The organism is Nocardioides cavernae, from assembly GCF_016907475.1.
Lineage (GTDB): Bacteria > Actinomycetota > Actinomycetes > Propionibacteriales > Nocardioidaceae > Nocardioides > Nocardioides cavernae.
Genome location: NZ_JAFBCA010000001.1, coordinates 51,829 through 71,867, shown reverse-complemented (window position 1 = coordinate 71,867; position 20,039 = coordinate 51,829). Strand labels below are relative to the sequence as shown.

The window sequence follows — 20,039 nt, the reverse complement described above, 5'->3', positions numbered from 1 at the left end:
GGGAGGTGCGACGTCCGGTGAGGCCGGGTGCCGTCAGGCCGGTAGCGACCCGGTCTCGAGGACGTGCTCGGACACGACCCCGATCTTGGTACGACGGCTGCGCGCGGCGTTGCGCAGCGCGTTGAACGCACTGACGGCGTCCAGTGACTGCTTGGCCATGAGGTAGCCCACGGCTCGCTCGATGACCACGCGGTAGTCGAGGGCGTACTGCAGCTGCCGGGCCAGCTCACCCGCAGTGTGCGCCTGCAGGGCGGCGCCCAGGGTCGTCGAGATGATCTCGGCGTACCTCCCGATCGCTGCCTGCTCGCTGTCGTCCCAGTCGTGGGCCCGGCTCTTGTAGACGTCGAGGGTGCCGACCGGCACGCCTCCGAGCAGCACCGGCGTGCCGAGCACGGCCCGCACCGGCTGATCGGCCATGGCGCTGGCCAGCGTGGGCCAGCGATCGGCCTCGGCCGTCACGTCGCGGCTGGTGACCACGCGGCCCTGGACGAACGCCTCGGTGCACGGCCCCTCGCCCGCCTCTGCCTCGGTCTGCTCGAGCAGCCGTCCAGGCCCGTCGCTCGCGGCGGCGTAGACGAGGAGGTCCTGCTCGTCGGCGATGAGCACGCCCGCGCCGTCCACACCGAACAGGTCGGCGCAGGCGGTGACCACGACGTGGAGCGCGGAGACGAGGCTGCCGTCGTCGTCACGGGGCTGGGACAACCGGCGCAGGCTCTCGGCCAGTGCGGCGTCGTCGATGTTCATGCGCTGGATTATCCACCGGACGCAGGGCCTGCCGGCCATCCCGACGCGGGCAGGTGCACGACGAACCTCGCGAGGATCTCGCGATCCTCGGGTCCCGCGCTGCCGTCGTGGGTGGCCACGAGCACCCGCGCGACGGTGCGGACCTTGGTGTTGCTGTCCTGCGAGACGCGCAGGATGGTGCGCCAGGCCTGCTCGGTGCTGAGGCCGAACCGGGCCGACAGCAGCCCGATGGCCATGCCGATGTCGCGCTGCGACTTCACGGCCTCGTGCAGGTGCGCGACCTCGTCGCGCAGGGCGTCGGCGTGGGGGGCTGGCTCGCCCGGAGATAGGGGTGTCCCAGACATCGTCACCTCTTGCATGACGTAGGTCCGCGGACACAGGGCGGAGTATCGAGTGTTCGGTGGTCCACCCTACAGGCTGATCCTGACACCTCCGGATGGGCGGGACGGCCGTTCCCGGGTTAGAGTCGGATCGACTCAAACCGTCGGGTCTCCCACCTCTCCAGCAGGAGGTGTTGCATTGCCGCACACGCGTTCACGGCGTGGCCTGCCCGAAGCCTTCGAGTTCGAGGGGTCCGGCGACGCCGCGCGCGACTGGCTCGAGCAGGCTTTCGGGGCGCGGCTCCGGCTCGCGGGGGAGCTCGGCGACGTACGCCACCACCGCACCGACCACGGGACCGTGGCCTTCGACCATCTCAGCATCGGCGGCCGGGTCACCTTCGACGCCGACGCTCTGCCGACGCTGGTGGTCGTCGACGTCCTGGGCGGGAGCATCACCTACACCCGTGACGGCGCCACCGACACCGCCCACGACGGTGAGACGATCCTGGCGTCGGGGTGGCAGATGCCGTTCACCGGCAACGGCGAGTGCTACGACATCCGACTCACGAGCATCACGGGCGACCTCTTGGCGGCGGCCGTGGCGGAGATCGATCCCGCGCGGTCCGGTCCCGATGCGCGCTTCCGGTCCTACGTCCCCCACTCGCAGGCGGCCGCGGCCCGGTGGCGGGCCACGGTGGACGAGCTGGCCGCCAGCTTTCCCGACGTGTCGGCCGTGCTGGGCCACGCCGACGCGTCGTTGCTGCTCGGCCACACCCTCCTCGACACGTTCCCCAACGACGTCGTGGACGGTTTCACGCGCGCCGGCGCGCGCGGGGAGCTCTACGGGGACAGTCCGTCCGCCGTACGCCGGGCGCTCAACGTCATCGAGGACCGCGCTGACCAGGAGCTCACCCTGGAGCAGCTGGCGAGCACCGTTGCGGTGACGCCTCGCGCGCTGCAGTACGCCTTCCGCAAGGAGCTCGGTTGCACCCCGCAGGACTACCTGCGCCGCGTACGGCTCGACCTCGCCCGCCAGTCCCTGCGGGACGGCTCCTCGGACTCGGTGGGCGACGCTGCCGCCCGGTTCGGCTTCTTCAACCCGGGCAGGTTCGCCTCGGACTACCGCCAGGTCTTCGACGAGAACCCTGGACAGACCATGCAACGCAACCCGTCCTGACGGGGGTGTTCGTTTTGCGGCTGTCCTGGCGGTCCAGACCATGCGAGCGTGGTGGCCGATCGTCTTGCTGGAGACCACGGCAAGCACCATCACACCACCAGGAAGCGAGCCGTGGTCACCATGACTATCGCCCCTGTACGTCCTTCTGGACCCACCCCCGTCCAGTCCCGCCCCATCCAGTCCCGCCCCGTCCAGCCCCTCGAGGGCAAGGCGCGGGCCCGTCGCACCGACGCCATCGTCAGCGACCTTCGTGACGTCAGCCATCAGGCCGACACTGACGAGCTGACCCGTCAGCTCATCGAGACCAACGCGGCAGTGGCCCGCAGCATGGCCTCCCGCTACCGCAACCGGGGCATCGACCTCGACGACCTCGAGCAGGTGGCGCTGCTCGGGCTGACCAAGGCTGCGCAGCGCTTCGATCCCAACGCCGGTCACGACTTCCTGTCGTTCGCCGTGCCCACCGTCCGCGGTGAGCTGCGCCGGCACTTCCGTGACTCCGGCTGGATGGTGCGCCCGCCCCGTCGGGTGCAGGACCTGCAGACCCGCATCGCGTCTGCGCAGGAGGAGCTCGAGTCGCGGCTGGGGCGTTCGCCGCGACCCAGCGAGGTGGCCGCCCACCTCGACGAGAGCACGTCCGACATCGTCGAAGCGCTCGCCGCGGACGGGTGCTTCACGCCCACCTCGCTGGACGCCCGGGTCGCCGACGGCTCGTCGTCGCTCGGCGACCTGCTGGGCGAGGAGGACCGCTCGCTCGCCCAGGCCGAGGCCAAGGTCATGCTCGACCCCCTCATGCGTGGCCTCACGGCGCGCGACCGGCGCATCGTCCGGCTGCGCTACTACCAGGAGCAGACGCAGCAGGAGATCGCCACCTCCGTGGGCCTGACCCAGGCACAGGTGTCACGGGTCCTCACGCGGATCCTGACCGACCTCAAGGCCGGCCTGGTCGAGCGGCCGCCAGCCGCCTGAGGCCCAGCGGCGTCGTTGCGGGTCGCTGTGCCACCATGGCGCGGTGACCCCCTCCCTCGCTGTCGGTTACAAGGCCTCGGCCGAGCAGTTCGGCCCGCGCGAGCTCGTCGAGCTCGGGGTGCGCGCCGAGGAGGCAGGCCTGGACAGCGTCTGGGTCAGCGACCACCTCCAGCCGTGGCGCCACGAGGGCGGCCACGCCCCCAGCGCCCTCGCCGCGCTGGCGGCCCTCGGCGAGCGCACCCAGCGCGTCGTGCTCGGGACGAGCGTGCTGACGCCGACGTTCCGCTACAACCCGGCCGTGCTCGCCCAGCAGCTCGCCACGATCGCCCTGCTCAACCCGGGCCGCGTGGTGCTCGGCGTCGGCACGGGCGAGGCGCTCAACGAGATCTCCGTCGGGCTCCCGGAGTGGCCCGACTTCAAGGAGCGCTGGGCCCGCCTGCGCGAGGCCGTACGCCTCATGCGCGAGCTGTGGGCCGGCGAGCGGGTCACCTTCGACGGCGACTACTACCGCACCGTCGACGCCACCATCTACGACCGGCCCGACGGCGGCGTCCCGATCTGGGTGGCGGCTGGCGGGCCGCAGATGGCGAAGTACGCCGGGCGCGTGGGCGACGGCTTCATCTGCACCAGCGGCAAGGGCATGGACCTCTACGCCGACAAGCTGCTGCCCGCCGTGGACGAGGGGCTCGCCGCGTCGGGCCGGTCCGCGCGTGACTTCGCCAGGATGATCGAGATCAAGCTGTCGTACGCCGCGACCCGCGAGGAGGCACTCGAGAACACCCGCTTCTGGGCGCCGCTGTCACTCAGTGCTGAGGACAAGCACCGGCTCCACGACCCGGTCGAGATGGCCGCGGCCGCCGACCGCCTGCCGATCGAGCAGGTCGCCTCCCGCTGGATCATCGCCACGACGCCGTCCGAGGTGGTCGAGGCGGTTCGGCCCTACGTCGACGCGGGCTTCGACCACCTCGTCCTCCACGGCCCCGGACACGACCAGGGGCAGTTCCTCGCGGACCTCGGCGAGCACCTGGTGCCCGCGATCCGCGCGCTCCGCGGCTGACGTCCGTCAGGAGGTCGACCCCTCGCCCCTCCGCGCGTCGCGCTCGAGGGTGTCGGGGTCGACCTCGAGCCGCTTGGTCTGCGTGCGCTCGGCGCGTTCCATCGCTCGCTCGATCTTGGCGCCCATGTCCGAGACGCCGACCACGACGAGTCCGGCCTGACCCTCGTCTGTACGTGTCGATGGGCATGCCGTCTGCTCGGGTGGACGAGCTGCGGCTACGGCGCCGGCCGGGTGAACTCGGGCTCCACCTCGACCACGGCGAGGGCCCAGATGACCGCGACGTTCAAACCGATGAGGGTGAGCGCCCAGAGGGGGTAGTAGGGCAGCCACATGAAGTTGGCCACCATGGCCAGGACGGCGATCACGATCCCCGCCCAGCGGGCCCACGCGGCACCCGTGAACAGGAAGGCACCCACCGCCATCAGGACCACCCCGATGAGCAGGTGCACCCATCCCCAGGTCGTGAGGTCGAAGTGGTAGGTGTACTCGGGTCCCCTGACCACGATGTCATCGTTGGCCAGGGCGGCGATCGCCTGCAGGATCTGGAACAGTCCGACGGTCAGCAGCATGGCGGCCGCGAAGAGCATCAGCCCGGAGGCCCAGGCGTTGCGGGTGGAGTAGGTCGTCGACATGTGCACCTTCCAGGTCGTAGCCCCCGGCGGGGGCGAGGGGACGAGACGAGCGGCGGGTCAGCCCGCAGCGGTGTAGCCGGCCGGGTCGCGGGTCGGGACCGGCGCTCGCATGCCGAAGCCGATCAGTGCCAGCACGATGCCGACCCCGATGGCCATGAACGCGACGCCGAACGCGACCACCGAGGTGAACAGCGAGGCCTGCAGGAACGCAGAGTCCATCGCGGTGGCCCGGTTGGGGTCCTCGCGGTCGAGCTCGGCGTAGGTGAGGCCGCCGGTGATGGCCTTGGTGTGCTTGTCGATGACGTCGGCCTGGCAGTAGGCGGAGAAGGGTCCGTCGACCTCGTCACCCGCAAGGCAGTTGGCGTCGTCCGCCACGACGATCTTCTGCTCCGACAGGGTGCTGCTGACGACCACCCAGGTGGCGACTCCTGCAACGGCCATCACGATCCCCACCACGATGGCGACCAACGAAGCTGTCTTGCGCATGTGTCATCCCCTCCTCGTCGTTCTCGTGCCACACCTCCCTCCCCCGTCGCGGGAGGTGTGGAGTCCACCCACCGTGGCCGTCGCAGCCCGGACGCGGCATCACCCGGACAGGGTGACCCTGACGCCACGAGGTGGCGCGTCGTTCCGACGAGCGCTTCTCACGCATGTTCGAAAACCGTCCTCCAACATGGGATTCCAGCCCGGTGAGGCAGGTGAGTGTCGGCGTGGGCTCGCGTGCTGGCTGTAACCGAGGCCAAGAGACGATCCTGGAAGCGCCCGCAGGCGTCGACATCTACCCCTGCTAGATGCCCCCGCGTGCGATGGTTCGAAACACACCAATCGCGGCGCAATGACCTGCAGCAGAACTCGTCCTCCCGGGACGAAGGGTTTGGCCCTACATTGCTGTCATGGCTGACATCATCCTGGGCGTCCTCGCCATCGTCGCCGGGGGCGCCATGCTCGTCGCCGGCCAGTTCGTGCTGCGTCTCGTGATCCCCGTCTGGGGCTTCTTCGCCGGTTTCGCCTTCGGCGCCGGCATCGTCGCCGGGTTCGCCGACGAGCGCTTCCTCGGCACCGTGCTCGGGTGGGTGCTCGGCCTGGTCTTCGCGGTGATCTTCGCGGTCCTGGCCTACCTGTACTACTACGTCGCGGTCGTCCTTGCGATGGGCGCGGCCGGGTTCGCGATCGGCTCGGGCATCGTCGTCGCCCTCGGTATCTCCTGGAACTGGGTTGCCGTCCTGGTGGGCCTGGTCGTCGGCGTCGTCCTCGGCCTCCTGTCGGTGTTCACCAACGTGCCGATGATGGTGCTCGTCATCGTCGGGTCAATCGCCGGTGCCGTCGGCGTGACGAGTGGCCTCATGCTGCTGGTGGGCTCACTGAACTCCGCCGACTTCACCAGGGGCGACTTCACCGACCGCGTCTCCAGCAGCTTCGGGTGGTCCCTGCTCCTGCTGGTGCTCGCCCTCGGCGGCATCGCCATCCAAGCCATGGGGCGGGCCCTCAGGCGCCAGACCATCCGCGAAGCCTGGTACGTCGAGGTCCCCTGACTCGGGACGGACGCAGCGGGCAACCCTCGTGACCGGTGGAACAGAGGCTCAGGCCGGGATCAAGGTGGCGCCCATGGCGGCGATGTGCGCCGGCGTCGAGCCGCAACAGCCGCCGACCAGGTCGATCCCGAGCTCGGCCAGCCGGGTGGCGTGCGAAGCCATGTCGCCGGCGGTCGCGTCGTACTCGAAGTGGTCGCCCACGACCTGCGGAAGGCCGGCGTTGGACTGGGCGACCAGGAGGATGTCGTCGGTGCGGGCCTGCGCCATCTCCGCGGCGATGATCTCCATCTCCGCGGGACCGCGACCGCAGTTGGCCCCCGCAGCGTCGGCACCTGCCGCGGCAAGGTGCGCCACAGCGTCGCCCGGGCGGACGCCCATCATGGTGCGCAAGTTGGTGTCGAAGCTCATCGTCACGGCGACCGGAAGACCGGGCGCGACCTCCCGCGCCGCGGCGAGGGCCGCATCAGCCTCACCGAGGTCGCTCAGCGTCTCGACCAGCACCAGGTCGATCCCACCCTCGACCAGCGCGGTGAGCTGTTCGGCGAACAGCGCCTGGGCCTCTTCGCCGGTCAGGGTTCCGAGCGGCGCCAGCAGCTCGCCGGTCGGGCCGAGGTCGCCGGCGACGAGCAGCCCGTGCTCGTCCGCGACCGACCGTGCAAGCCGCGCGGCCGCCCGGTTCACGTCGCCGACACGGTCGCCGAGCCCGTGCAGGTCCAGGCGCGGCCGGGTGCCCCCGAAGCTGTTGGTCGTCAACAGCCGGGCCCCCGCCGTGGCGTAGGCGGCGTGCGCCGCGCGCACCGCGTCGGGGTTCTCGAGGTTCCAGAGCTCTCCGGGTACGCCGTCCTCGAGGCCGCTGTCCTGGAGCAGCGTGCCCATGCCGCCGTCGAGCAGGACCGGACGGTCCGTGCGCAGCAGCGCCCTGAGCCGATTCACCTGCCCAGCTCGTCGAGGTAGTCGGCGATCCTGGCGGCCGGCCACTCCGCGTGGAGCTCGGCGATGACTCGGTCGAGCACCTCGCCCGGCGCACCGTCGGCCTCGGTCCAAGGAGATCGCTGCCAGCCCGCCAGGTAGTCATCGGCCCCGGTGTCACCAAGCCGCATCGCAGCCTCGTCGATCGCCTCCTGGAACCGCGGTGCGAGCTCCGACTTCACCGTCTTCTCGTCCGCCCGTGCCGCAACCATCGACGGAAGGTCGCGCCACCGGGTCACCTGGTACTCCGCCATGTGTCGCAGCCTAGTTCCGGGGCCGCGTCTCTAAGGGGGATGTCCGGAGAGTGACGCCACCAGACCTGCCCACGGCAGATTCGGACGTCCCCCGAAGGCGGCGGAATGGGCCAGGTCACGCAGACACCAGTTCGTGCAGCAGTTCCGTGGTTGGTGGGTTCTGTCGCAGGTGGGTCATGTGGTCACGACGACAGGCCAAGCAGAGACGGTGGCTCCCATTGGAAGCCACCGCCTGCTCGAATCAGAACGTGTCGTTGATGGTGATCTTGTCGAAGGACTTGGGGAGCTTGTCCGTGCTGAGGCAAGACAGCGAGACGGTGGTGCCGACGCCGATGGGCTCGGTGGTGCAGTCTGCGAGTGCCTTGACTTCAGTGCCCTGCCAGAGCTTGATCTCGACGAGGGCCGAGTCCTTGTCGTCCCGGTTGTTGGTGACCTTGAGGCCCTTGACGTCGAGGTCGCCCAGAGCGTCCTTGCCGATTGACCAGCCAGCGGCGTACTTGAATCCGTCGACCTCGAAGGGCTTGCCCTCGTTGATCGGCATCGGATTGTCGGTGCCGCCAGGCTTGTTGGCGTCCTCCTCGATGGACTTGCTGATCTCGTTGGCGGCGCCGCCGACGAGGGCCGTGCAGCCAGCAATACCCAGCCCGGTGATGACCACGAAGGCCAGCAAGAGGTTGCGCACTGTGTGCTTCTTCTTGGGCGGCTTGGTCGGAAGCCAGCCCGTCTCGGTGAAGACGTGACCCTTCTTGGTGTCGCCGACCTGAGGTGCAGCAGGGGTGCTCATTGATTGTTCTCCAGAGCGTTTTGGCCCTAGGCCCTGTGTTGCCGCTCGGCTGGGAGCCGCGTGGCGCCGGCTTCCTCATCCGGTATGGACACCCTATGACGCGCCTATAAGGTTGCTATAGGGCCAAAGGTCCTCGATAGTTCCGGGACTTTCGGTAAGGTTGCACGCATGGCACGCCCCTATTCCGACCCCATCGAGGTCGTGACCGCTCCTATCCCCGCGCAGTCGCCGTTCATCCCCCCGGATTCCAAGATCGTCGTGGGAGCGGTCGCGCCGGCATCGCCCGAGCCGATCCCGATCGTGCTGCTGCCCGGGTTCGAGTACCGGTTACGAGAATGGCGGCATCCAGAGACCCACGAGCTGCATTGGCTGCTCGAGAGAAGGAAGTCTGCCCAGTCCGGCGGAGACGACGAATAGTTGGTGGCGTTCCGCTGACCGGTCATCGGTACCAGTGGACATACCCCGGGTCGGCACGCGGCGAAGTGACGCGAGTCGATGCGCAGCACTTTCAACGGATCGCCGCGACGGCCTCCAAGGCTGCACGGTGCCGCTCCGCGGTGTGACCTATCGGGCGGAGGTTGGTGGGCGGCCGGCGGCGCGCAAGAATCCACGCGCCCGACCGGCGCCGTCCCAGGTGCTGTTGAGCTCGATGACCGCGAGAGCCGAGGTCGGCATGGGTACTCGGCCGGCTGTGAGGGCCCCGGCGAGCTCCTCGATGCCGGGATTGTGACCGACGAGCACGACTGTGTTCAGTGCCTCGTCGAGACTGCGGACCATGTCCAGGAGGTCGTCGGCGGAGGCACCGTAAGCGTCGTCGTCGAGCCGAGTCCTAGGTGGCTCGTCGAGTTCGTCCGAAGCCAGATCCCAGGTGCTCCGAGCACGGTTGGCAGTGGAGACGACCGCCAGGTCGATCGAGTCGACGTTGGCAGCCAGCCACCGACCCGCTTCGGGCGCTTGGCGCCGGCCGCGCTTCGCGAGCGGGCGATCGTGGTCACCCTCTTGGCCCGACCAGTCCGACTTGGCATGTCTCAAGAGGATCAGCGTGTGCTCGGCCACCTACCAAGTGCGCGCCCACGCGGTCATGCCGGGGACGCGACCCGACATGCGGTGACTGAGCTTCCCTGTCCGAGGAGGCAACGCGGCGCGGAGACGCACAATTCGCGGCAGTGTGGTGGAGACGTACACGAACACCCACCAGAACCGGAGGCGCCTGGATTTTCGCCGACCCCACGCATGCGGACTGGCACGGTGCAGTTGCAGCCAAGGCCACCGAACTTCGGCTCGCGCCGGGTCCGCACGATGTCTCGACAGAGGTCCTACGCAACCAGCGAGGTCGACCGTGATTGGCTCGACGCTCTCCTCGTCGTAGCCGCTTGCAAGTACACACTGGTCCGCGTCACGCGCAAGAAGGCCATGGGGAGAAGTCCCTTGACCGTCGACGGCATGAGAGTCAGCCTTGCGGCATGGCCGTCGAGGGGTCAACTGTCACCGGGGTAGGAAGCCACGGCACGCGCCTGACTCCAGACCTTGTCTGCCGCCAGGCCGCTGCGGCTGGTTGTGCTGCGGTCATCGCAGGAACGCTTGTTGGCGGCGTCTTGGGCAGGCTGGCGATGAGCCTTCTGGCGTCCCGTAACCCGGAGGATGCTGGAGTCCTCACAGACGACGGGTTCATCATCGGAGAAGTCACGGTCAGAGGCACCGTCCAGCTGTTCGGGGCTTCCACGTCCATGGCGATGGTCGGCGCGGCCGCCTACATGATGGTGCGGCCACTGCTGTTCGGCACCCGAGCGGAGCGCGTCCTTGTGGCTTCGTATGGATTCGGAGTGACGGCCGCCGCGCTCCTCATCCACCCGGGCGGCCCGGACTTCTCGCTTCTCGAACCCCTGTGGCTGTCGGTCGTGCTATTCGTAGCCCTCCCCGTGGCGCTGGTAGCGGTGTTCGCGACGCTCGTCGAGCATTGGCTAGAACGTGACTCTTGGTTCCTCACCGCTCCCCGGCGCAGGGTCCTGCCGTTGTTGGCAATTGGGTTGGCCGGGGGAGTTGCCCTGGTGATCGTGGTGCCCGTCTTCTTGGCGGCGCTCGTCTGGGCGGCCGTCCAAGTCAGCGAGGACGACGCTCCCCGGTCCGCAGCAACCAGGCGGGTCGGCCAGGTCCTCCTGGCGGCGATCGCCGGGGCCGGCACCTTGGGCCTCATCTCGGATGTCACCGCGATCTTCGCCTGACCGCGCAACCGCACGAACAGTTGGAGCAGGTTGCCGCGAAGGACCTCGTGGCTTGTCGTCATGTTCCCGGTCCCTTTCCCGACGCGGAACTTGGCGCGAAGTCCAAGCTGGCCACAACCTTGACGGTGGTCCAAGCGCGACGGTGGTCGTTGCTGGCGGGAGTCGGCAACACGGTTCCGTGACGCGTGCCTCAGAGGGTCCTCGAGGAGTTGGTAGACGGGCAGTCCGGTCTAGAGGTCGTTGACAGATTCCGTACCCGGATCAATCGTTCAAAGGAGAAGCGAACGCCTGGGCCAGCCAATCCTGGGCGGCGACCGAGTCCAGAGCTCTCGGCACCGACGCGGGTTCGGCCCGTCCGGGACACCAGATGCAGAGTCCATGGATGAGGTGAGCAAGGTGATCGGCAGGAGCAAGGTACGCAGGTTGATGTTGGCGGGCGCGTCCGCTGTGATCGTGGTGGCGAGTGTGGTCGCGACGAACGCCACTGCGGGGACGGATCGCAAGCACCCCGGTTCCTCGGCCGTGAGGGTCGAGCTGATCGGTGTCGACGGCGCCGCGGTGGGCTGGATGATGCTGCACCAGATACGGGACAAGGTGGTGGTGAGCGGCCTCGCGCAGGGACTGACACCGGGCTTTCACGGATTCCACATCCACGCGGTCGGAGTGTGTGACCCAGCGGCGCCGACCGGGCCCTTCATGTCTGCCGGCAGCCACTACAACCCGACGCTGCTGAACCACGGGGACCACCCAGGCGACATGCCGCCGCTGCTGGTGACCGCCGACGGTCGCGCGTACACCAGCTTCGCCACTGACCGGTTCAGCCTGGACAGCCTGCGCGACGTGGACGGGTCCGCGGTGATGGTCCACGCTGGCCGCGACAACCTTGCCAACATCCCGAGCCGGTACACGGTTGGCGGTGTGGCAGGCCCGGACGGCACGACGCTTGGCACCGGCGACGCGGGCGGCCGCGTGGCGTGCGGTGTGATCGACCCACTCGTTCACTAACCGCCGTTCCCGGGCGGCGATCAGTGCGGAAGGAGCTCGTCAGCGGCCTCGCGCAGGGCTGCGGCACATTGTCGGTGGACGATCACGGTGACGGGAGTGGGCTCCCAGTAGTGCACGCGGGTCGCCTCCCGGCTGGCAGCGTCGTCTTCGCGCTGGGCCAGACGCAGCAGCTCCTGACGTAGCGCGTCGTGGAGGGGGTCGGTCTGGGTGGCGGTCTGGGTGGACATGGTCGGCTCCGTCCGGTCAGCCGTAGGCGTGCGAGAGGTGAACGAGCTTCCAGAGGCGGGAGTGCCGGTTGGCGGACGCGGTCGTGGCGCTGGTGTTGCTGCGGCGCTCGGACTGCTTGACCTCGCGGACGAGGCGCTCGTGGTCTGCCTCTCGGATGCGGTCGGCGATGACGGCTCGGCAGATGGCTTCGCATTCGTTGGGATACATCTCGGGCTCCTTCGCTGGGATCTGTGGGGTGACCCCGATCCTGAGCCGCCGCGATGGAAAGTTCTGTTCGCCCGGAGACACTCCGTCAGATCACTCAAGGACTGCGTCGGCGCAGCTCCGCCGGGTCCAGCACCTCGATCCGCGAGCGGCTCAGCCGGACCACGTTGCGGTCCGCGAGCCGCTGCAGGACCTGGTTGACCGGCGGCCGCGTCGCTCCCACCAGGTCCGCGAGCTGGGCCTGGCTGAGTGGGATGACGACGGCGCCGTCGCCCCCGCCGTAGGCATCTGCGAGGTCCAGGAGACGGCGGTGGACCCGGCGGTCCAGGCTCTCGTACATGGTCTCCAGGAGTCGCCGGCTGAGGAGGTCGATCCGGTCGGCCAGGACTGTGGACACGACCCGCTCGATGCCCGGGTTGTGCTCGCAGAGCCGGTTGAAGGCCGTACCCGCGACCGCGAGGGTCCGGCTCGGTTCCAACGCCGTCACCGTCGCCGTACGACGTCTGTCGGCGCGCAGCAGCGCGAGCTCGCCGAAGTAGTCCCCAGGTGAGAGGACCGTGAAGGTCGCCGCGGCGCCCGACGCCAACGTGCCGTGCACCGCAAGGTGGCCGCGTTCGACCAGGTGCAGCGAGTCCGCCGGGTCGCCCTCGTGGCACAGGACCTCGTTGCGCGCGAACGTGCGGCGGTGGGCGAGGGCGAGGAACGCCTCCCGATCCTCGGCTCGCAGCGGTTCGAGCAGCCGCCACACAGCGTCAGTGCCGGTCGTCGGGGGTCATCCCACGTCTCCGAGGCCGAGGAAGTCCTCCACCTGGTGGGGCAGGGCGCGCACGCTGATCGGCTTCTCGACGTAACCGTCGAATCCCGAGGCGAGCGCCCGCTCGCGGTCGTCGTCCATGGCGAAGGCCGTGACCGCCACGACCGGCACCGAGCGGGTGCTCTCGGCCGCCCGGAGCCGCCGCAGCGCCTCCGTGCCGTCGATCCCGGGCAGCTGCAGGTCCATCAGGACGAGGTCGGGGGCGACCTGTGCGGCGAGGCGCACGCCCTCCTCGCCCGTGGTCGCCTCGACGACCTCGAACCCGTGGTAGGTCAGCACGTCCCGGACGAGCTTGAGGTTCTTGGGATTGTCCTCGACGACGAGGACCCGCCTGCGGCTCGTCACGTCCTCACTCCTCTCCATCGACGCGGGGGCCTGTCTGGACGGAAGGCACGACCCGCGCCAAGGCGTCGAGCAGTGTGTCGCGTCCGACCGGCTTCACGAGATAGGCCGCGGCCCCCAGCGCGGCGCCGCGTTGCTGTTCGTCCACGATCGACACCACGATCACCGGGATGTCGCGGGTGTCGGGGTCCTGCTTGAGGGCGGTCAGCACCGCCCAGCCGTCCATGCCGGGCAGCCTGATGTCGAGCAGGACCGCGCTCGGCCGATTCTGACGCACGGCCTCCAGCCCGGCTGGCCCGTCGCGTGCGGTGGTGACCCGCACGGAGGCGCCGTCGAGGAACGCGGTGAAGAGATCGAGCGAGGGCCGGTCGTCCTCGATGACCACGACCTCGTGGGTGCCCGAGGGCGGGACGGGAGACACCGCGGCGTCGGTGGTGCGTGACGGGAGCGTGAAGCCGAAGGTGCTGCCAACGCCCACCTCGCTCTCCAGCCACATCCGACCGCCGAGCAGCTCGACGATGCGGCGCGACAGGGTCAGCCCGAGTCCGGTGCCTTCCTCGCGTGAGGCGCCCCGCCCACCCTGCTGGAAGGACTCGAAGATGCGTTCACGCTCCGCCTCCGGGACGCCGACCCCGGTGTCGGTCACCGTGACCTCGATGTCGACCGGCGTCCGCCGGGCCCGGACCGCCACCGAGCCGCCGTCCCCGGTGAACTTCACGGCGTTCGTCACGAGGTTGAGCACGACCTGCTTGAGCCGCAGGCGGTCGGAGTACGCATGGCCCAGGCCCGGTTCGACGTCGACACTGAGGTCGATGCCGTGCGCGGTCGCCCGCTCGCGCAGCATGGCCACCGCCTCCTCGAGGAGCACGCGCAGGTCGAACGCCGAGTAGTCGATCTCCATCCGCCCGGCTTCGACCTTCGAGAGGTCGAGGATCTCGTTCAGCAGCTCGAGCAGGTGCTTCCCGGAGCCGTGGATGTCGCGCAGGTACTCCTCCTGTCGCTCGTTGATGTCGCCGAACATGCGCTCGAGCAGCACCTCCGAAAAGCCGAGCACCGCGTTGAGCGGGGTGCGCAGCTCGTGCGACATGCTCGCCAGGAACTCCGACTTGTGCCGGCTCGCCAGCTCCAGGGCCAGGCTCTGCTCCTTCAGCTCCCGGAAGAGCTGCGCGTTCAGGAGCGCCAGCGCCGACTGGCTGGCGAACGTCTCCAAGAGGTCGACGACCTCCGGGGAGAAGTCACCAGTGCGCTTGCGCCGCACGATCAGCGAGCCGACGATCGTGTCCTCGCGAAGCAGGGGGACGGCGACGAGGGAGGCCCATCCGGCGCCGTGCAGGATCTCCAGGTGCGGGTCGAGCTCGACGTCCGCGAGGTCGGGGACGACGATCGGGCGGCGCTCCAGCGCGGCCCTCCCGACGAGCGTCTTGTCGAGGTCGATCCTCACGGAGCGCAGCTGCTCAACGACCTCGGGAGCCGTGCGGTAGACGCTGCGAACGACGAACCGGCGGTCTCGCTCGGCGAACTCCATGATCGAGCCGCCGTCGGTGCCGGACAGTGCGACCGCGTGCTTGGCGATCGTGTCGAGAACGTCCTCCAGGTCGAGGGTGGAGCTGACCGCCTCGCCGACCGCGCGGAGCGCCTCCAGCTCGTCGACCTTGCGGGCCAGCTCCGCTCCCCGCGTCTCGAGCTTCTGGACCAGCCCGACACCGTTGACGGCGATGGCTGCCTGGACGGCAAACGCGCTGACGATGCCCATCTCACGGTCGTCGAACGGGCGGACCTCGTTGCGCCACACGTTGAGGGCGCCGACGACCGCGTCGTCGACGATCATGGGAGCGGCGATCACGGTGCGGAAGCCCGCCGATCTCTGCAGGTCGTGGCGGCCGTAGTCCGGGTCGGCCAGAACGTCGGGGATCTGGAGCGTCCTCCGCTCCAGGCCCACGCGTCCGGTGAGTGTCTCCCGGTCCATCGAGATCGGGTGCTCGGTCAGCAGCTGCCGGGACTTCTCGGACAGCCCGACCGTCCCCATGAGGCGGAACGTGCCGCCTTCCAACAGGTACAGGTGCGCGGCCTCCGACCGGCACAGACGGCATGCGTTCTCGACGATGGTGGTGAGCACCGCGTCTGGGTCGGCGGTCGACCGGCCCATGGCCTCGAGCACCTCTGACGTGGCGCCGAACTGGTCAGCCAGGGCGTCGTAGTCCCGGCGGAGCCGCTCGTGCTCCGCTGCGCTGACGGCTCCCGGGTTCGGGAACGGTGCGGGTTCGACCACGGGCGGTCCTCCTTGCGGTCGGGCGCCCCTCGACCGCACCGACCAGTTTCCACCCGCGTCAGCAAGGTCGGCAACCACCGGCGTTCAGGAGTCGAACCCCAGCCCCGCCCGGTCGAGGACGCGCAGGAAGCCGTTGCGCCGCCCCTGGCGGTGGTCGGCGCGGTCGAGCGACCAGCGGGTGAGGTTGATGCCGGCCGAGGCGAGGGGTTCCGGCGGGAACGGCACCGGACGCTCGCGCACCATCCGCAGCTCGGTGCGCTCGGTCGGCCGACCGGAGAGGAGGTCGAGCAGCACCTCGGCCGCCCAGCGGGTGGCGCCGACGCCGAGACCGGTGAAGCCGGCGGCATGCGCGACCCGGCCGCCGTGGGTCGTTCCGTAGAACGCCGCGAACTGTGTGGACGTGTCGATGGCGCCGGCCCAGCGGTGCGTGAAGCGGACACCCTCGAGCTGCGGGAAGGTCGCGAGGAAGTGGGCCGCGAGGCGCTCGTGGCTCTCGGGACGGTCCTCGTGGCGCGGGTGGAGCCGGCCGCCCGCGGGGTAGACGGCGTCGTACCCGCCCCACAGCACGCGGTCGTCGGCGGTCAGCCGGGCGTAGTGGAACTGGTTGGCGAGGTCGCCGAGCCCCTGCCGCCCGGCCCAGCCGATCGAGGCGCGCTGCTCGGCGGTGAGCGGCTCGGTGACGAGCACGTAGTCGTAGACCGGCACGGTCATCAGCCGGTTGCGGCGCAACAGGGCGGGGAAGACGCCGGTCGCGAGCACGACGTGGTCCGACGTGACGGTTGCGCGATCGGTGGCGACCTCGACGACGTCGCCCTCACGCCGGATCGCGGTCACCGCCGAGTGCTCGTGGACCTCCACGCCAAGGTCCGCAGCGGCGCGCGCCAGCCCCAGCGCGAGACGGGCCGGATGGACCAGGGCGGTCGTGTCGGCTGCGAGCCCGCCGGCCAGGAAGAGCGGGCTGTCGATCGCGGCCCGCACCTGCTCGCGGTCGAGGAAGTGCTGGTCGGGGTGGGCAGGGGAGTCACGCAGCCACTCGACCTGGTGGTCCTCGACCGCGACCGACAGGGCGCCGGTCCGCTCCCACTCGCAGGCCAGGCCGAGGTCGCGCACGTCGGCCTCGAAGGCGTCGAGGTTGGCCGCGCCCAGCCCTTCGAGGACGTCGTGCTCCTCGGGCCAGCGCGACCGGCCGTTGTCCTCGCCGTGCGTCAGCGACGCGTCGCAGAATCCTCCGTTGCGCCCCGACGCCGCCCACCCGACGGTCTGCGCCTCCAGCAGCACCACCCGGCGGCCGGGGTCGCGGCGCTTGGCGTGCACGGCCGCCCAGAGGCCGAGGTAGCCGCCGCCGACGACGGTGAGGTCGGCGCGGGTCGGAGCCGTCAGCGGGTCGTACGCCGGTGCTGCGCCGACGTCGTCGAGCCAGAAGACCGCCTGCACGCTGTCGGCCAGCGACTCCGCCACGAGCCGCGGGTCCGGGGCGTGCCGCTCGTAGGCGGTGAGGTGGGCGGTCAACGGACGTCGGTCGTCAGCCGGCGGCCGCGGCCAGAGCCGCGTCGAGGATCGCGAGACCCTCACGCGCCTCCTCGTCGGTGGTGGTGAGCGGCGGCACGACGTGGATGCGGTTGTAGTTGACGAAGGGCAGCATCCCGCGCTCCTGGCAGCCCTTCACGACCGCAGCCACCTCCGGGCTCGAGCCGCCGTAGGGCGCCAGCGGCGCCCGGGTCTCCCGGTCGCTGACCAGCTCGAGCGCCCAGAAGGCCCCGGTGCCCCGCACCTCGCCGATCCACTCGTGCCGGTCCGCGAGCTCGCGGAGGCCGGGACCGAGCACCTCGGCACCGAGACGGTCGGCGCGACCGACGACGTCGTCGTCCTCCATCGTGCGGATCGTCGCCACCGCCGCAGCGCACGCGAGCGGGTGGCCGGAGTAGGTGAGCCCGCCGGGGTAGGTGCGGTGGGCGAACGTCGCGTGGATCGCGTCGCTGATGGCCACCCCACCGAGCGGGACGTAGCCGGAGTTCACGCCCTTGGCGAAGGTCAGCAGGTCGGGGACGACCCCGCCGTGCTCGACGGCGAACCACCGCCCGGCGCGGCCGAAGCCCGACATCACCTCGTCGGCGACGAGCACGATGCCGTGGCGGTCGCAGATCTCCCGCACGCCGGCGAGGTAGCCCGGCGGCGGCACCATGATCCCGGCGGTGCCGGGGATCGCCTCGAGCACGATCGCGGCGACCGTCGAGGGCCCTTCGAGCGCGACGACCTGCTCGAGGTGCTCGAGCGCCCGCTCGCACTCCTCGGCCTCGGTGGTCGCGTGGAAGGCGCTGCGGTAGAGGAACGGGCCGAAGAAGTGCACAGTGCCGGCCGAGCCGTGGTCGCTGGCCCACCGGCGCGGGTCGCCGGTCATGTTGACGGCGAGGTGGGTGCCGCCGTGATAGCTGCGGTAGGTCGTCAGCACCTTGTGCCGGCCGGTGTGCAGCCGTGCCATGCGTACGGCGTGCTCGTTGGCGTCGGCACCGCCGTTGGTGAAGAAGACGTGGTCGAGGTCGCCTGGGGTGTGGCTCGCGATCAGGCGGGCGGCCTCGGACCGGGTGCCGTTGGCCACCGCCGGGGCGATCGTGCACAGGTGCTCGGCCTGCTCCCTGATCGCGGCGACGATGCGCGGGTGCTGGTGGCCGAGGTTGGTGAAGACCAGCTGCGAGGAGAAGTCGAGGTAGCGCCTCCCGTCGCCGTCCCACACGTGGCTGCCCTCGGCGCGGGTGACCACCATCGGGCTGATCTCGGCCTGGGCCGACCAGGAGTGGAAGACGTGCGCGCGGTCGAGCTCGTAGGCCCGCTGGGGGTCGTACGTGCTGGCCAGGTCGGTGGTGCCGGAGAGGACGTCAGTCATTGCGCGGGAATCCCAGCTCGAGGCCGCCCTCGGGGCGGTTGGCGGGGTCGATCCACCGGGTGGTGACGACCTTGCCGCGGGTGAAGAAGTGGACGCCCTCGGTGCCGTGGGCATGGGTGTCGCCGAACAGCGAGCGCTTCCAGCCGCCGAAGGAGTAGTAGGCGACCGGCACCGGGACGGGCACGTTGACGCCGATCATCCCGACGGTGACGTCGGCCTCGAAACGGCGGGCCGCGCCGCCGTCGTTGGTGAAGACGGCGGTGCCGTTGCCGTACTCGTTGGCGTTGACCAGCGCGACCGCGTCCTCGTACGACCTCGCGCGGACCACCGACAGGACGGGCCCGAAGATCTCCTCGCGGTAGACGTCCATGTCGGGGGTGACGTCGTCGAAGAGCGTCGGGCCGAGCCAGAAGCCCTCCTCGCCGCCGCGGGCCGCGACGTCGCGGCCGTCGACGACCACCTTCGCGCCGGCGGCCTCGCCGGAGTCGATGAACGAGCTGACCCGGTCGCGGTGGGCCCTGGTGACGAGCGGCCCCATGTCGGCTTCCTTCTGCTCGCCCGTCGCCTCGCGGCCACCGTCGCCGATCAGCAGGGTGCGGGTGCGGTCGGCGATCCGGGCCACGAGCTCGTCGCCGATGGGGTCGACCGCGACGAGCACGCTGATCGCCATGCAGCGCTCGCCCGCGCTGCCGTAGCCGGCGTTGACCGCCGAGTCCGCGGCGAGGTCGAGGTCGGCGTCGGGCAGCACGACCATGTGGTTCTTCGCGCCGCCGAGGGCCTGGACGCGCTTGCCGTGCCGGCTCGCGGTCTCATAGACGTACTCCGCGATCGGGGTCGAGCCGACGAAGCTGATGGCCTGCACGTCAGGGCTGGTGAGCAGCGCGTCGACGGCGGTCTTGTCGCCGTGCAGGACGTTGAAGACGCCGTCGGGGAGCCCGGCCTCCTGCCAGAGCGCGGCGATCCAGCTGGCCGCGCTCGGGTCCTTCTCGCTCGGCTTGAGCACGACGGCGTTGCCCGCGGCGATGGCGATGGGGAAGAACCACATCGGCACCATCGCCGGGAAGTTGAAGGGGCTGATGATGCCCACCACGCCGAGCGGCACCCGCTTGGAGTGCACGTCGACGCCGGTCGAGGCCTCCTCGCTGTGGCCGCCCTTGAGCAGGTGGGAGATGCCGCACGCGAACTCCACCACCTCGAGCCCGCGGGCGATCTCGCCCATCGCGTCGGAGTGCACCTTGCCGTGCTCGGCGGTGATGATCGCGGCGAGCTCGTCCTTGCGCGCGTTGAGCAGCTCGCGGAAGGAGAAGAGCACCTGCGTACGACGTGCGAGCGACGTCGTGCCCCAGGTCCGGGCGGCGCGCGACGCGGCGGCGATGACGTGGGCGGCGTCGGCCTCGCTCGCGAGCGCGACGCGACCGGTGACCCGGCCGGTCGCGGGGTTGGTCACGTCGGCCCAGCCGGTGGGGGAGCCGGTCAGGGGCGAGCCGTCGACCCAGTGCACGATCTCGACAGGGACCTCGTCGGGGGTGGAGGTGGTCATGCGGCTCATCCTGCTCGTCGTACGACACCACGGCGGGTGTCGGATCGTCGGCATCGGCCGCACCGGCCGGACACTTCGTCACCCCGCCCGCGCGTAGGC

General features: G+C 70.2%; 23 protein-coding genes. 7 read left to right on the top strand and 16 right to left on the bottom strand.

Translation table 11 applies throughout. The features are described from left to right. Positions 1-33: 33 nt before the first annotated feature. Together JOD65_RS00365 and JOD65_RS00360 are read right to left on the bottom strand one after the other, a co-directional pair. Complete coding sequence (locus tag JOD65_RS00365) at positions 34-744, bottom strand: GAF and ANTAR domain-containing protein (RefSeq protein ID WP_191194287.1); 711 nt, start codon at positions 742-744, stop codon at positions 34-36. Between the two features lie 8 nt (positions 745-752). Beyond that, positions 753-1,088: an ANTAR domain-containing protein gene (locus JOD65_RS00360; protein WP_191194288.1), complete on the bottom strand. Its 336-nt coding sequence runs from the start codon at positions 1,086-1,088 to the stop codon at positions 753-755. A gap of 175 nt (positions 1,089-1,263) precedes the next feature. Here JOD65_RS00360 and JOD65_RS00355 point away from each other — a divergent pair, with 175 nt between their 5' ends. From JOD65_RS00355 to fgd, 3 genes are all read left to right on the top strand, one after another. Continuing rightward, positions 1,264-2,241, top strand: coding sequence for an AraC family transcriptional regulator (locus tag JOD65_RS00355; RefSeq protein ID WP_191194289.1), 978 nt, complete (start codon positions 1,264-1,266; stop codon positions 2,239-2,241). A 120-nt stretch (positions 2,242-2,361) separates the two neighbouring features. Continuing rightward, positions 2,362-3,207, top strand: a complete 846-nt coding sequence (locus tag JOD65_RS00350) for a sigma-70 family RNA polymerase sigma factor (protein WP_224747502.1) — start codon at positions 2,362-2,364, stop codon at positions 3,205-3,207. 43 nt (positions 3,208-3,250) lie between these two features. Then, entirely contained in the window at positions 3,251-4,264 is a 1,014-nt protein-coding gene (gene fgd / locus JOD65_RS00345) for a glucose-6-phosphate dehydrogenase (coenzyme-F420) (RefSeq protein ID WP_191194291.1), read from the top strand. A 215-nt stretch (positions 4,265-4,479) separates the two neighbouring features. On the opposite strand, the gene JOD65_RS00340 is transcribed toward fgd, so the two are convergent. Then, complete coding sequence (locus tag JOD65_RS00340) at positions 4,480-4,896, bottom strand: DUF7144 family membrane protein (protein WP_191194292.1); 417 nt, start codon at positions 4,894-4,896, stop codon at positions 4,480-4,482. 57 nt (positions 4,897-4,953) lie between these two features. After that, positions 4,954-5,382 (bottom strand): aromatic ring-opening dioxygenase LigA, encoded by a 429-nt coding sequence (locus tag JOD65_RS00335; protein WP_191194293.1) that lies wholly within the window; start codon positions 5,380-5,382, stop codon positions 4,954-4,956. A 407-nt stretch (positions 5,383-5,789) separates the two neighbouring features. Here JOD65_RS00335 and JOD65_RS00330 point away from each other — a divergent pair, with 407 nt between their 5' ends. Continuing rightward, positions 5,790-6,428, top strand: coding sequence for a DUF4203 domain-containing protein (locus tag JOD65_RS00330; protein WP_191194294.1), 639 nt, complete (start codon positions 5,790-5,792; stop codon positions 6,426-6,428). A 48-nt stretch (positions 6,429-6,476) separates the two neighbouring features. On the opposite strand, the gene JOD65_RS00325 is transcribed toward JOD65_RS00330, so the two are convergent. The 3 genes from JOD65_RS00325 to JOD65_RS00315 form a co-directional block, all read right to left on the bottom strand. Further along, a complete protein-coding gene (locus JOD65_RS00325) occupies positions 6,477-7,361 on the bottom strand; it encodes a homocysteine S-methyltransferase family protein (protein WP_204810871.1) in 885 nt (294 codons plus the stop codon). Continuing rightward, positions 7,358-7,651, bottom strand: a complete 294-nt coding sequence (locus tag JOD65_RS00320) for a virulence factor (protein ID WP_191194295.1) — start codon at positions 7,649-7,651, stop codon at positions 7,358-7,360. Before JOD65_RS00320 ends, JOD65_RS00325 begins: the two co-directional genes overlap by 4 nt. 241 nt (positions 7,652-7,892) lie before the next feature. Beyond that, on the bottom strand, positions 7,893-8,435 hold the full coding sequence (locus JOD65_RS00315; protein WP_191194296.1) for a hypothetical protein: 543 nt from the start codon (positions 8,433-8,435) through the stop codon (positions 7,893-7,895). Between the two features lie 168 nt (positions 8,436-8,603). Between JOD65_RS00315 and JOD65_RS00310 the strand changes: the two genes are divergently transcribed. Next, positions 8,604-8,852, top strand: coding sequence for a hypothetical protein (locus JOD65_RS00310; RefSeq protein ID WP_191194297.1), 249 nt, complete (start codon positions 8,604-8,606; stop codon positions 8,850-8,852). 147 nt (positions 8,853-8,999) lie between these two features. Here JOD65_RS00310 and JOD65_RS00305 read toward each other — a convergent pair whose 3' ends face one another. After that, positions 9,000-9,491 (bottom strand): SixA phosphatase family protein, encoded by a 492-nt coding sequence (locus JOD65_RS00305; protein WP_191194298.1) that lies wholly within the window; start codon positions 9,489-9,491, stop codon positions 9,000-9,002. Positions 9,492-9,898: 407 nt separating this feature from the next. Between JOD65_RS00305 and JOD65_RS00300 the strand changes: the two genes are divergently transcribed. Then, entirely contained in the window at positions 9,899-10,657 is a 759-nt protein-coding gene (locus tag JOD65_RS00300) for a hypothetical protein (protein WP_191194299.1), read from the top strand. Positions 10,658-11,035: 378 nt separating this feature from the next. After that, positions 11,036-11,662 (top strand): superoxide dismutase family protein, encoded by a 627-nt coding sequence (locus JOD65_RS00295; RefSeq protein ID WP_224747153.1) that lies wholly within the window; start codon positions 11,036-11,038, stop codon positions 11,660-11,662. Between the two features lie 20 nt (positions 11,663-11,682). Here JOD65_RS00295 and JOD65_RS00290 read toward each other — a convergent pair whose 3' ends face one another. From JOD65_RS00290 to JOD65_RS00255, 8 genes are all read right to left on the bottom strand, one after another. Next, positions 11,683-11,889 (bottom strand): hypothetical protein, encoded by a 207-nt coding sequence (locus JOD65_RS00290; protein ID WP_191194300.1) that lies wholly within the window; start codon positions 11,887-11,889, stop codon positions 11,683-11,685. 16 nt (positions 11,890-11,905) lie between these two features. After that, positions 11,906-12,097, bottom strand: coding sequence for a hypothetical protein (locus JOD65_RS00285; RefSeq protein ID WP_191194301.1), 192 nt, complete (start codon positions 12,095-12,097; stop codon positions 11,906-11,908). Between the two features lie 94 nt (positions 12,098-12,191). Next, entirely contained in the window at positions 12,192-12,842 is a 651-nt protein-coding gene (locus JOD65_RS00280) for a Crp/Fnr family transcriptional regulator (RefSeq protein ID WP_191194302.1), read from the bottom strand. Between the two features lie 24 nt (positions 12,843-12,866). Next, the gene (locus JOD65_RS00275) at positions 12,867-13,253 is read right to left on the bottom strand and encodes a response regulator (RefSeq protein WP_204810869.1); all 387 of its coding nucleotides are present in this window, start codon (positions 13,251-13,253) and stop codon (positions 12,867-12,869) included. Between the two features lie 4 nt (positions 13,254-13,257). Further along, positions 13,258-15,519 carry a hybrid sensor histidine kinase/response regulator gene (locus JOD65_RS00270; protein WP_204810867.1) on the bottom strand — a complete coding sequence of 754 codons (2,262 nt, stop codon included), beginning with the start codon at positions 15,517-15,519 and terminating at the stop codon, positions 13,258-13,260. Positions 15,520-15,603: 84 nt separating this feature from the next. Continuing rightward, positions 15,604-17,091 carry an NAD(P)/FAD-dependent oxidoreductase gene (locus tag JOD65_RS00265; RefSeq protein ID WP_307820850.1) on the bottom strand — a complete coding sequence of 496 codons (1,488 nt, stop codon included), beginning with the start codon at positions 17,089-17,091 and terminating at the stop codon, positions 15,604-15,606. Further along, complete coding sequence (locus tag JOD65_RS00260) at positions 17,042-18,400, bottom strand: aspartate aminotransferase family protein (protein WP_191194304.1); 1,359 nt, start codon at positions 18,398-18,400, stop codon at positions 17,042-17,044. The genes JOD65_RS00265 and JOD65_RS00260 overlap by 50 nt, the downstream gene beginning before the upstream one ends. Next, a complete protein-coding gene (locus JOD65_RS00255) occupies positions 18,393-19,940 on the bottom strand; it encodes a CoA-acylating methylmalonate-semialdehyde dehydrogenase (RefSeq protein ID WP_191194305.1) in 1,548 nt (515 codons plus the stop codon). The genes JOD65_RS00260 and JOD65_RS00255 overlap by 8 nt, the downstream gene beginning before the upstream one ends. Positions 19,941-20,039 lie beyond the last annotated feature (99 nt).